The sequence below is a fragment of the Streptomyces sp. AC512_CC834 genome (assembly GCF_019049325.1).
Lineage (GTDB): Bacteria > Actinomycetota > Actinomycetes > Streptomycetales > Streptomycetaceae > Streptomyces.
In genome coordinates, this window is sequence record NZ_JAGMUO010000016.1 from 1 (window position 1) to 12,017 (window position 12,017).

Here is a 12,017-nt window from a genome sequence, read left to right on the forward strand (position 1 = left end):
TCGATCACACCGATCACGGGGTGGACGAGCCGTTTGCGGTCCTCGCGTCGGAAGGCCACCTCGTGGTCGGCCCACAGCGCGGCGAACTCGGGGGAGACTCCTCGCGTAACCCGGCATGGTCCCCGGGGTGGCGGTCCACCGCCTGCACGGCGTCGGCGAGTCGCTCCAGGACCGCCGACATCTGCTCCTCGGTGACGATCAGCGGCGGCAGCAGGCGTACGACGTCCACGATCAGGCCGCGGCGCAGACACTCCCGCCGGACGGCGGCGGCGAGTTCGGCAGCGGAGCCCGGACGGGCACCGTGGGGACGGTCGTCAGGGCCGTCCGGTGCCACCAACTCGACGCCGGCCATCAGGCCCCGCCCCCGCACGTCGCCGACGCACGCGAACTCCCCGGCCAGGGAGCGCAGTCGGGCCAGCATCCGGCCGCCCAGTGCGGCGCGGCGTGCTCGGCGAGGCGGTGCTCGCGGACATGGGCAAGGGTGGCCGCGCCCGCGGCCAGCGCGAGTTGGTTGCCGCGGAAGGCACCGGCCCCGGGTTCCCCTCCGCGCGGGGCGTCCCGGTCGTACAGGTCGTCGCGGTGGACGAGCGCGGCCAGCGGCAGGCTGCCGCCGATCGCCCCGGAGAGAACCAGCACGTCGGGGGTGACTCCGATGTGTTCGACCGCCCAGTAGGCACCGGTCCGCCCGACGCCCGTCTCGGTCTCGGTCTCGGTCTCGGTCTCGGTCTCGTCGACAATGAGCGGGACGGCCCGTTCGGCCGTGCCGCTCCGCATGCGCCGGATCCAGCCGTCCGGCGCGGGAAGCACCCCGCCCTCGCTCCGGACCGGTTCCAGGATCAGGCCGGCGGGCGGCTCCTCACCCGGCCGGTGGTCCTCAATGCCGGAGCCGCTCACGCCGAACGGGCGGTGCCGGTCCGGCGGATACGGCAGACGTACGAGCCGTGGTCCGCCGTCGTCGCCCGGCTCCGCGCACGCCTCGCACGCCTCGCGCGTCGCGCCGGGACAGGCGTCGGTGAAGGAGATCACCCGGGTCCGTCCGGTGGCGGCGCGCACCAGTGCGACGGCGCCGGCGACCGGGTCCGTTCCGGACGGGCCGCAGAACCGCACGCGCGCGTGATCGGCGAGTCCGGGTGGCAGGGTGCGCAGCAGTTCGGCGACGAAGGCGTCCTCGACGGGCGTGGTGAGGTCCATGACCTGCAAGGGGGCGCCCGAGTCGAGGACCCTGCGGATCGCCTCCAGCACGACGGGGTGGTTGTGCCCCAGGGCCAGGGTTCCCGCGCCGGAGACGCAGTCCAGGTAGCGGCGGCCGTCGGCGCCCTCGATGGTGAGTCCCCGGGCCCGGACCGGTACGACCGGTAGGGCGCGCGCGTAGGTGCGCGCAGCCCCCTCACGCGCCGACTGGCGCCTCACGGCGCCCTCCCGCGCGGTGCACGCCCGCGCGGACGTCTCGGCCGTGAGCCCCCTCCCCCCGGCCGGCCCGGCGTTCCCGCCTGCGGACGCACATACCCCGTACGCGGACTCCACCACGGCTCGTCGACCTCCCGCCGCCCGGACGCGATGCGACGTACCGGGCGCTCCCGGCACGGGGGACCGCGTCCGGACAGCAGGCCCCCCACCGCTACCAACCGCGGACCGTTCACCGGGTTACGGCCGGCCGGAAGATCCTTGCCGGAACGGGGATTTCGCCGTCCGGTCCGGCGCCGCGGCCCGGCCTTCCGGAACGTCGGGCGCCGCGTGCCAGGTCAGACGGCTGTATCCGAACCGTTGCCGTTCCGTCGGAACTCCCCCACAGCGAACTAATAGTGTGTGGTGCCGTTCCAGGTCACCGCCGCACGGCGGCTCGGCCGCGGCACCACGTTCGTTCACAGCAGGGGGAATCAACACCATGCGATCCATACGGCCGTCGTTCACCACGCGCGGGAACCGGCGCGGCCGGCGCGGAACCTCCTCCGCGGCCGCCGCCGTGGCGCTCGTCTCGGCGCTCGCGCTCACCGCCACGGCGTGCGAGGACGGCGACCCCGAGGCGGGCGGCGACGCCTCGGCCTCCGCGTCCGCCGCGGACGACGCCAAGGGCGGGATCCAGATCCCGGACCACATCAAGGACAAGCTCAAAGAACACGGGATCGACGTCGACGACTGGAAGAACGGCGCCTGGAAGAACTGGAACAAGGACGACTGGCTGCGTGAGGCGCAGGACTTCGTCAACCCGATCATCGAGGACCTGTGGGACCCGGACCGGATGCGGGATGCCGAGGAACCGGACCAGGAGGTCGACGACAGCGACATCTCGGGTGACCAGGGAGTCACCGACCCGGAGCCTGCGCCCGTCGACGCACAGGCCGTACCGGCGAAGTACCACGACAACGCCGCCACGGCGGGCAAGCTCCTCTTCGACTCCCCCAAGGGCTCGATGGTCTGCTCGGCGACGGTCGTGGCGGACCCGGCCCATCCCGGCAAGTCCAACATGGTGTGGACGGCCGGTCACTGCGTGCACGCCGGCAAGAGCGGCGGCTGGTACCGCAACATCGCCTTCGTCCCGTCGTACAACGACGCGGACATGTCGACCGAGGAACTGCAGAACGCCACCAAGGAGGAGCTCGCTCCCTACGGTGTGTGGTGGGGGGACTGGGCGCAGACCTCGGACCAGTGGATCGAGCAGGGCGGTGCGACGGGCGGTGACGGCGCCTCGTACGACTTCGCCGTGATTCATGTGACGCCGGAGAAGGGCAGCGGCGGCAAGTCGCTGGAGGAGACGGTCGGCTCGGCACTGCCGGTGGACTTCGACGCGCCCGCCGTGCCGGAGATCGAGAGCATGAAGGCGATCGGCTACCCGGCCGCGCCGCCCTACGACGGTCAGAAGCTGTACCAGTGCGACGACAAGCCCGGGCGGCTGTCGATCAACGCCTCCGACCCGACGATGTACCGCATCGGCTGCACCATGACGGGCGGTTCGTCCGGCGGCGGCTGGGTCGCCACCGGTTCCGACGGCAAGCCGGCGCTGGTGTCCAACACGTCGATCGGCCCGGTGACGGCCGGCTGGCTGGCCGGTCCGCGCCTCGGCAAGGAGGCCAAGGGCGTGTTCGACGCGGTGAGCGGCAAGTTCACCGGCCAGTGATCCCGTACCGGGCGCCGCGCTGAATCAGCGGTGAGTGAGGGTGGGGTGCGTCGGTGCAGGGCCGACGCCCCGCCGCACGTTCCGTGACATTCATAGACATTCACGGATTCCCATAGATGCCATAAATACCCATAGATACCCATAGTTGTTCATAGAGATTCATACGTTTCAACGGGGGTCGTCGCACCATGCGTTCCACACCTACGTCCGCCGCGCCACGGCGCCGGCGGCGCACCGTACTCGTCGCCACCGGCCTCGTCACCGTCCTGACGCTCACCGCGACCGCCTGCGGGTCGGAGAAGGACGAGGCGGACGCCAAGCCCAGTGGTGGCACCTCCCAGGCCGCCGACACCGGTGACGCCGGTGCCGGCGGTGGCGACGGTGGCGGGGGCGGGCTCCCGGCCGGCCTCGCGGACCGGCTCAAGGAGCACGGCATCGACGTCGACCGGTGGAAGGACGGCGGCTGGAAGAACTGGGACGAGGACAAGTGGCTCAGTGAGGCCAAGGACTTCATGAACCCGGTGATCGAGGGCCTGTGGAAGCCGGACCGGATGCAGTCCGCGAAGGCGGCCGACAAGACGGTCACGACCAAGGACGCGGCCGCCGACCAGGGGGCCACCGATCCGGAGCCGGCGCCCGTCGAGGCCGTGGCCGAGAAGACGCCGTACCACGAGAACGCCGCCCCGGTGGGCAAGGTCTTCTTCGACTCCCCCGAGGGCTCGATGGTCTGCTCCGGCACCGTCGTCAAGGACGTGAACCACCCGGGCAAGTCCAACCTGGTGTGGACGGCGGGCCACTGCGTGCACGCCGGTGGGGGCGGCGGCTGGTACCGCAACATCGCCTTCGTCCCGTCGTACAACGACTACGGCAAGTCCGAGGCGGGGCTGGCGAACGCGACCACCACCGAGATGGCCCCGTACGGCACCTGGTGGGCCGACTGGGCGTCGACCTCGGACCAGTGGATCCAGGGTGGCTCGGAGAGCGGCGGTGACGGGGCCGCGTACGACTACTCGGTGCTGCACGTGCAGCCGGAGCAGGGCGGCAAGTCGCTGGAGGAGACGGTCGGCGCCGCGCTGGAGGTGGACTTCTCCGCGCCGTCGGCGACGGAGGTGTCCAGCATGGGTGCCTGGGGCTACCCGGCCGCGCCGCCGTACAACGGCCTGGAGATGTTCAAGTGCGTCGACCGGCCCGGCCGGCTGTCGCTGCGCCCGTCGCTGCCGACGATGTACCGCATCGGCTGCACCATGACCGGTGGTTCGTCGGGCGGCGGCTGGTTCCGGGTGGTGGACGGGGAGACGAAGCTGGTCTCCAACACCTCGATCGGCCCGCTGGAGAACACCTGGCTGGCGGGTCCGCAGCTCGGCAGTGCGGCCGAGGCGCTGTACCAGAACATGAGCGAGACGTACGGCGGTCGGTGAAGCGCACGTGACGAGGGTCCGTCCCCTGCCGCGGCAGGGGACGGACCCTCGGTCGTCGGCCCTACGGCCGCGCGGGGCGCCCTCGGTCTCAGGCGAGCGGCGCCGGAACGTACGGCGTGAGCTCCGCCGCCAGTTCCTCGTGCACCCGCACCTTGAGCAGGGTGCCCTCCGGGGTGTGCTCCTCGGAGATCACCTCACCCTCGTCATGGGCGCGGGCGACCAGCTTGCCGTGCGTGTACGGCACGAGCGCCTCGATCTCGACCGAGGGACGCGGCAGCTCGTTGTCGATCAGCGCGAGCAACTGGTCGATGTTCCGGCCGGTGCGTGCCGAGACGGCGATGGCCCGCTTCTCGACCCGCAGCAGCCGCTGGAGCACCAGCGGGTCGGCCATGTCGGCCTTGTTGATCACGACGATCTCGGGTACGCCGGTGGCGCCGACGTCCCTGATCACCTCGCGCACGGCGGCCAACTGCTCCTCCGGGACGGGGTGCGAACCGTCGACCACGTGCAGGATCAGGTCGGACTCGCCGACCTCCTCCATCGTGGAGCGGAACGCCTCGACCAGGTGGTGCGGCAGATGCCGGACGAAGCCGACGGTGTCCGCCAGGGTGTACAGACGGCCGCTCGGCGTCTCCGCGCGGCGCACGGTCGGGTCGAGGGTGGCGAACAGCGCGTTCTCCACCAGCACGCCCGCGCCGGTGAGGCGGTTGAGCAGCGAGGACTTTCCGGCGTTGGTGTAGCCGGCGATGGCGACGGAGGGCACCTTGTGGCGCTTGCGCTCCTGACGCTTGATCTCGCGGCCGGTCTTCATCTCCGCGATCTCCCGGCGCATCTTCGCCATCTTCTCGCGAATCCGGCGCCGGTCCGTCTCGATCTTGGTCTCACCGGGACCACGGGTGGCGAGGCCGCCGCCCTTGCCGCCGCCCATCTGCCGGGACAGGGACTGACCCCAGCCGCGCAGTCGCGGCAGCATGTACTGCATCTGCGCGAGCGCGACCTGCGCCTTGCCCTCTCGGGACTTGGCGTGCTGGGCGAAGATGTCCAGGATCAGGGCGGTGCGGTCGATGACCTTGACCTTGACGACGTCCTCGAGGTGGATGAGCTGACCCGGGCTCAGCTCACCGTCGCAGATGACGGTGTCCGCGCCCGTGTCGAGGACGACCTCCCGCAGCTCCTCGGCCTTGCCGGAGCCGATGTAGGTGGCGGCGTCCGGCTTGTCGCGGCGCTGGACGACGCCGTCGAGCACGAGCGCGCCCGCCGTCTCCGCGAGAGCGGCCAGTTCGGCCAGCGAGTTGTCCGCGTCCTGCACGGTGCCCGAGGTCCACACGCCGACGAGGACGACCCGCTCCAGGCGGAGCTGGCGGTACTCGACCTCGGTGACGTCCTCGAGCTCGGTAGACAGGCCCGCCACCCGGCGCAGAGCGGCACGGTCGGAGCGGTCGAACTGCTCGCCGTCCCACTGCGGGTCGGTCTCGTGGTTCCAGGCGACGTCCTCTTCCATCAGGGCATCGGCCCGGAGGCCCTCGGGATAGGTCTGCGCGAGACTCTTGGTGTCCTGGGAGGGGGAAGAAGAGGAGGTCATTGGATCCTTACGTAGCTGGGAACGGGCCGACGCGGCACTTGTACCGCGACGCTCTGTACAACGTACGAGCCGCCGGGGAGATTCCCGCGGCCCGTACCACGCCGTCCCGAAGATGGTCGCACGGCACGGGCCGTCTCGTCATCGGCTTATTCCCCGTGTGCCTTCTGGGCAGCGGGCGCCTGGTCGGTGGCGGTCGGTTTCCAGTCCGGGTGGCCGGGCATCGGCGGGGTCTTCTCGCCGTACAGCCAGGCCTGGAAGAAGTCGCCCAGGTCGCGGCCGGAGATCTCGGCGGCGAGCCGGACGAAGTCGGAGGTCGTGGCCGTGCCGTCCCGGTGGCGGCCGACCCAGGCCGCCTCGAGGCGCTCGAAGGCCGGGCGGCCGATCTCCTGGCGCAGGGCGTAGAGCACGAGGGCGGCGCCGTCGTAGACGTTGGAGCGGAAGATCCCGGTCTTGCTGCCGTTCTTCGGCGGTTTGGGGGCGGCGGGCGGTCCGCCCGCCGTGCGCCAGCGGTCGGAGGCACCGTAGGCGGCCTTCATGCGCGCCTCCATGGGCTTGTCCGCGGTCTCCTCCGCGTACAGCGCCTCGTACCAGGTGGCGTGTCCCTCGTTGAGCCACAGGTCGGACCAGGTGGCCGGGCTGACGCTGTTGCCGAACCACTGGTGGGCCAGCTCGTGGACCATGATCGACTCGACGTACCACTTGGGGTAGGCGGGCTCGGTGAACAGCTCCCGCTCGAAGAGGGAGAGCGTCTGGGTCTCGAGTTCGAAGCCGGTGGTGGCGTCGGCCATGAGCAGGCCGTACGTCTCGAAGGGGTAGCGCCCGACCTTCTTCTCCATCCAGGCGATCTGGTCGGGGGTCTTCTTCAGCCACGGTTCGAGCGCCGCGCGGTGCTTCGTCGGCACGACGTCCCTCACGGGCAGTCCGTGCGGGCCGGCGCGGTGCAGGACGGTGGAGCGGCCGATGGACACCTGGGCCAGCTCGGTGGCCATGGGGTGCTGGGTCCGGTAGGTCCAGGTGGTCGATCCGCCGGTGCGGTCCACGCCCGTCGGCAGGCCGTTCGCGACGGCCGTGAGCCCTTCGGGGGCGGTGACGCGGAAGGTGAACCGCGCCTTGTCGGAGGGGTGGTCGTTGCAGGGGAACACAAGGTGGGCGACGTCGGCCTGGTTGGCCATGGCCAGGCCGTCGGCGGTGCGCACCCAGCCGCCCTGGCGGTCCTCGGGGTACACGGGGTCGCTGCTGTGCCGCACGGTGATCCGCGTCCACTCGCCCTCGTCGAGCGCGTCCTCGGGCGTGACGACGAGGTCCTCGCCGGCCGTGGCGAAGCCGGCGGGCTCGCCGTCGACCTCGACGGAGTCGACCGTTCCGTGGGCGAAGTCGAGGTTGACCCGGTTCAGGTCGGCCGTGGTCCAGGCGTCGATGGTGGTGACGGCCTTCAGGGGCTTGGTGTTGCTGCCGGAGTAGGTGAAGGAGAGGTCGTACGCCGCCACGTCGTAGCCGGGGTTGCCCAGGTGCGGGAAGAGTCGGTCGCCGACACCCAGCGGGGTGGGCGGGGCGCTCGCGGCGACCAGGCAGACGGAGACGGCCGAGGCGAGCAGCGCCGCGGCCCTGAGCCGGCGCCGGGAGCGCGCACGGGATCGCGGAGTCGGGGGGTGAGGGGTGTGCAGCATCCCTCACGGCTATCAGCGCGCGCGTGCCCCACGGCGACGGCGCGCGCCCGGGGCACCCGAACGGGTACGTCCCCCGGCCCGGGCACCCGAACGGGCACATCCCCTGCCCGGGCACCCGACCGGATACATCCCCTGCCCGGGCACCCGACCAGGCATATCCCCCGCCCGCGCACCCGACCAGGTATGTCCCCCAGCCCGGGCACCCGAACGAGTACGTCCCCCAGCCCCCGCGCCCGACGGGGTGATGCATCCCACGGCTCGGCCGCGGCGCTCCGGTAGCGCTGTCCGCTGCGGCTCTCCCGTAAGGCGTACCGGATCAGGCGCCGGTCGGCTGCGGCTGTGCCCGGCTGACGTCGTACACGCCGGCCACGTCGCGCATCGCGCGCATGAGGGCGGGCAGCCGGGCGGCGTCCGGGAGCAGGACGGTGTAGGTGTGACGGACCCGCTGCCGGTCCGGGGGTTCGACGGTGGCGGAGACGATCTCGGCGCCTTCGACGGCCATGGCCTCGGTGAGGTCGGCCAGCAGGTGCGGGCGGCCGAACGATTCGGCGAGCAGGGTGACCCGGCATTCGGTGCTCTCCCCCCAGCGCACACCGACCTCCGCGCGCCCCGCGCTCTTCATGCGCGCCACCACCGCGCACGGGGCGCGGTGCACGGTCACCACTCCCCCGCGCACGGCGAAGCCGGTGATCTCGTCCGGCGGTACGGGGGTGCAGCAGCCCGCCAGCCGCACGGTCGCGCCCGGCGGGTCGACGAGGACGTCGGCGGAGTCGGGGCGGCCCGCCGGAGCGTCGGCGGCCGGCCGCGGGGCGTGGGAGCGGGCCTCGGGCGCGACGGGGCCCCGGGCCGTCTCCTCCGCTTCGGGCACCGGCTCCGGGTGGGTCGCGAGCCGGCGCTGGATGGCGATCCGCGCGGCCGGCGTGTGAGCGTGCTCCAGCCACTCCCTGGAGGGCTCGGACGCGGGGTCCTGGCCCATCAGGAGCTGCACGGTGTCGCCGTCGCGCAGCACCGTGCTCATGGTCGCCAGCCGGCCGTTGACCCGGGCGCCCATGGTCGCGTGCGCGTCCTCGCCGTACTGGGCGTACGCGGCGTCGACGCAGGTCGCGCCGTCGGGGAGGCCGAGGGTGCCGCCGTCGGGGCGGAAGACGGTGATCTCGCGGTCCTGAGCGAGGTCCTCGCGCAGGGTGGACCAGAAGGTGTCGGGGTCGGGGGCCCCGCGCTGCCAGTCGAGCAGCCGGGAGAGCCAGCCGGGCCGGGTGGGGTCGGCGCGCTCGCCGTCGCCCGCGCCCTGCTCCTCCGCCGGCGGGGCGTAGGGGTTGCCGAGCGCGACGACGCCGGCCTCGGCGACCTTGTGCATCTGGTGGGTGCGGATGAGGACTTCGACGACCTGGCCGTCCTGCGCGCGGGCCACCGCGGTGTGCAGCGACTGGTACAGGTTGAACTTGGGGACGGCGATGAAGTCCTTGAACTCCGAGACGACGGGCGTCAGACAGGTGTGCAGTTCACCGAGGACGGCGTAGCAGTCGGCGTCCTCCTGCACGAGCACCAGGAGGCGGCCGAAGTCCGCGCCGCCGAGCGGGCCGCGCTTGCGGGAGACGCGGTGCACCGAGACGAAGTGGCGGGGGCGGATGAGGACTTCGGCCTGGATGTCGGCCTCGCGCAGCACGCCCCGCACCTCGTCGGAGACCGCGGCGAGCGGGTCGTCCGCGCGTGCGGCGTTCTCGTTGACCAACTCCCGCGTGTGCGCGTACTCCTCGGGGTGCATGACCGCGAAGACGAGGTCCTCCAGCTCCGACTTGAGCGCCTGGACGCCGAGCCGTTCGGCGAGCGGGATGAGGACGTCGCGGGTGACCTTGGCGATGCGCTCCTGTTTCTCGCGGCGCATGACGCCGAGGGTGCGCATGTTGTGGAGCCGGTCGGCGAGTTTGATCGACATCACGCGGACGTCGTTGCCGGTGGCGAGGAGCATCTTGCGGAAGGTCTCGGGTTCGGCGGCGGCGCCGTAGTCGACCTTCTCCAGCTTGGTGACGCCGTCGACGAGGTAGCGGACCTCGGCGCCGAACTGCTCGCCGACCTGATCGAGCGTCACCTCGGTGTCCTCGACGGTGTCGTGGAGGAGCGAGGCGGTCAGTGTGGTGGTCTCCGCGCCGAGTTCGGCGAGGATCAGGGTGACGGCGAGGGGGTGGGTGATGTACGGCTCGCCGCTCTTGCGCATCTGGCCGCGGTGCGAGGACTCGGCCAGGACGTAGGCGCGGCGCAGCGGGTCGATGTCGGCGTCGGGGTGGTGGGCGCGGTGGGCCTCGACGACGTGGCTGATGGCGTCGGGCAGTCGGCTGCGGGTGGCGGAGCCGAGCAGTGCGGCGCGGCCCAGCCGGCGCAGGTCGATCCGGGGGCGGGCCTTTCTGCGGGGCGCCGGCGTGACGGCGCCGGTGGCCGCGGGCGGCACAGGGCCCGGGCTCGCTGGATTCACGGCCTCCGCATTCATGGGCACCTCCGGCTGCGCGGACCGGCGGACGGGGTATCCCAGGGCGGACACGGCTCAGGGGATGGTGTTGGTCCCCCGTCCGGGCCGGTGCTTGATGCTATCGAGCCCACCACGTGCGGCTGACCGCCTCTCGCCGAGCGTGAAACGGATCACCCATTCGAGCGATGGTCCGAGGGTTTACGTTTTCGCACTGAGTGTCATGGTCCGGGCTGTGGTTCACCGGTTCGTGGTTGTCGTTCGTGGTTCATGGTTCGTTCGTGATTCTTGGTTCGTTCGTGGTTCATGGTTCGTTCGTGGTTCAGGCGAGTACCCCTTCCAGCCACGCGGAGTCGAACTCGCCCTCGGCGACGATCACCGCGGGTCCCGTCATCTCGATCTCGCCGTCGGGGTGCTCGGTGATCACCAGGGTGCCGCCGGGCACGTCGACGGTGTACGTCGCCGGGGTGCCGGTGACGGCCGGGTCGGTGCCGTCCCGGCGGGCGGTGGCGACGGCGACGGCGCAGGCGCCGGTGCCGCAGGAGCGGGTCTCCCCGGAGCCGCGTTCGTGCACGCGCATCGCGACGTGGCGGGGGCCCCGGTCGACCACGAACTCGACGTTGACCCCGTCCGGGTACGCCGTGGCGGGCTCGTAGGGCGGCGGGGTGTACAGGTCGCCGGCGTGGGCGAGGTCCGCGACGAAGGCGACCGCGTGCGGGTTGCCCATGTTCACGTTCCGCGCGGGCCAGCCGCGCTCGCCGACACTCACCACGACGTCGCCCTCGGGGAGCCCGGCGCGGCCCATGCCGACGGTGACGTCACCGTTCTTCGCGAGATGGACGTGCTTCACGCCGCCGCGCGTCGCGATGGCGAGGTCGCCCTCGGCGGCGTGCCCGGCGCGCTGGAGGTAGCGGGCGAAGACCCGTACGCCGTTGCCGCACATCTCCGCGACGGAGCCGTCGCCGTTGCGGTAGTCCATGAACCACTCCGCCTCGGCGGCCATGCCCCGGGCCTCGGGGTGCGCCGCGGACCGCACCACGTGCAGCAGTCCGTCACCGCCGACGCCCGCGCGGCGGTCGCACAGGACGGCGACGGCGGCAGGCGGCAGGTCGAGGGCGTTCTCCGGGTCCGGAACAATCACGAAGTCGTTCTCGGTGCCGTGCCCCTTGAGGAAGGCGATCCGCGTGCTCATTCCTCGATCGTACGGGGTGGGTACGGCGTAACGACGAGGGGCGGAGGTGGGCCGGGGCGGAGCCCGCTCAGCCCCGCAGGCGAGCCACCCGCCACACGGCCAGGACGACGACCGCGGCGACCGCCAGGGCGTAGACCAGGATCATCCGCCAGTCGGCACGACGCCCCGACCCGCGCTGCGGCAGTCCGGGCCAGGTGTAGCCGACCCTGCGGGCGGCCATCATGCCCCAGCCGGCCGCGCAGGAGCAGATCAGCAGCCCCAGCATCGCGATCACGGCGCCGCTGTCGCCGAAGTCGAAGGCGAGCGGGAAGGCGAACATCAGGGAGCCGAGCGCGGCCAGGCACACGATGGGTGCGAGCTGCCAGATCCGCAGCCGGCGCTGGGGACGCAGTTCGACCTCGACCTCGTCCCCGTACATCTCGTCGGGCTCGGGGCCGTCGGCGGCGACGCGCTCCGGCGCCTCGTCGGGGCCGTCGGGGCTCAGGGCGGCTCCGTCCGGCTCCGGTCCGCCGTGGTCGGCGGTGCCGTGCTCGGTACTCGGTGCGGTGTCACGAGGGCCGGCCTCCATCGCCACGCGCCCTC

The 12,017-nt window shown here is 72.2% G+C and carries 8 protein-coding genes and 1 pseudogene; 2 read left to right on the forward strand and 7 right to left on the reverse strand.

What is annotated here, in order from left to right:
- Both KUM40_RS42600 and KUM40_RS06380 read right to left on the reverse strand, forming a co-directional pair.
- Window positions 1-59, reverse strand: a 59-nt coding sequence (locus KUM40_RS42600; RefSeq protein WP_374227350.1) for a hypothetical protein, incomplete at its 3' end; no start/stop codon positions are given.
- Between the two features lie 29 nt (window positions 60-88).
- Window positions 89-1,524: pseudogene (locus KUM40_RS06380) on the reverse strand (aminotransferase class III-fold pyridoxal phosphate-dependent enzyme); the annotation flags it as partial.
- Window positions 1,525-1,885: 361 nt separating this feature from the next.
- On the opposite strand from KUM40_RS06380, the gene KUM40_RS06385 reads away from it, so the two are divergent.
- Both KUM40_RS06385 and KUM40_RS06390 read left to right on the forward strand, forming a co-directional pair.
- Window positions 1,886-3,115, forward strand: a complete 1,230-nt coding sequence (locus tag KUM40_RS06385; RefSeq protein ID WP_217163753.1) for a serine protease — start codon at window positions 1,886-1,888, stop codon at window positions 3,113-3,115.
- Window positions 3,116-3,303: 188 nt separating this feature from the next.
- Complete coding sequence (locus tag KUM40_RS06390; protein WP_217163755.1) at window positions 3,304-4,533, forward strand: serine protease; 1,230 nt, start codon at window positions 3,304-3,306, stop codon at window positions 4,531-4,533.
- An 88-nt stretch (window positions 4,534-4,621) separates the two neighbouring features.
- Here KUM40_RS06390 and hflX read toward each other — a convergent pair whose 3' ends face one another.
- The 5 genes from hflX to KUM40_RS06415 all read right to left on the reverse strand — a co-directional run bounded on the left by hflX (window position 4,622) and on the right by KUM40_RS06415 (window position 12,003).
- Window positions 4,622-6,115 carry a GTPase HflX gene (gene hflX, locus KUM40_RS06395; protein ID WP_217163759.1) on the reverse strand — a complete coding sequence of 498 codons (1,494 nt, stop codon included), beginning with the start codon at window positions 6,113-6,115 and terminating at the stop codon, window positions 4,622-4,624.
- Window positions 6,116-6,261: 146 nt separating this feature from the next.
- On the reverse strand, window positions 6,262-7,782 hold the full coding sequence (locus KUM40_RS06400) for a M1 family metallopeptidase (protein WP_217163762.1): 1,521 nt from the start codon (window positions 7,780-7,782) through the stop codon (window positions 6,262-6,264).
- A 316-nt stretch (window positions 7,783-8,098) separates the two neighbouring features.
- Window positions 8,099-10,267 (reverse strand): bifunctional (p)ppGpp synthetase/guanosine-3',5'-bis(diphosphate) 3'-pyrophosphohydrolase, encoded by a 2,169-nt coding sequence (locus KUM40_RS06405; RefSeq protein WP_217163764.1) that lies wholly within the window; start codon window positions 10,265-10,267, stop codon window positions 8,099-8,101.
- Window positions 10,268-10,565: 298 nt separating this feature from the next.
- Window positions 10,566-11,435: a diaminopimelate epimerase gene (dapF, locus tag KUM40_RS06410; protein WP_217163766.1), complete on the reverse strand. Its 870-nt coding sequence runs from the start codon at window positions 11,433-11,435 to the stop codon at window positions 10,566-10,568.
- A gap of 67 nt (window positions 11,436-11,502) precedes the next feature.
- Window positions 11,503-12,003, reverse strand: coding sequence for a hypothetical protein (locus tag KUM40_RS06415; RefSeq protein ID WP_217163846.1), 501 nt, complete (start codon window positions 12,001-12,003; stop codon window positions 11,503-11,505).
- Window positions 12,004-12,017: the final 14 nt, after the last annotated feature.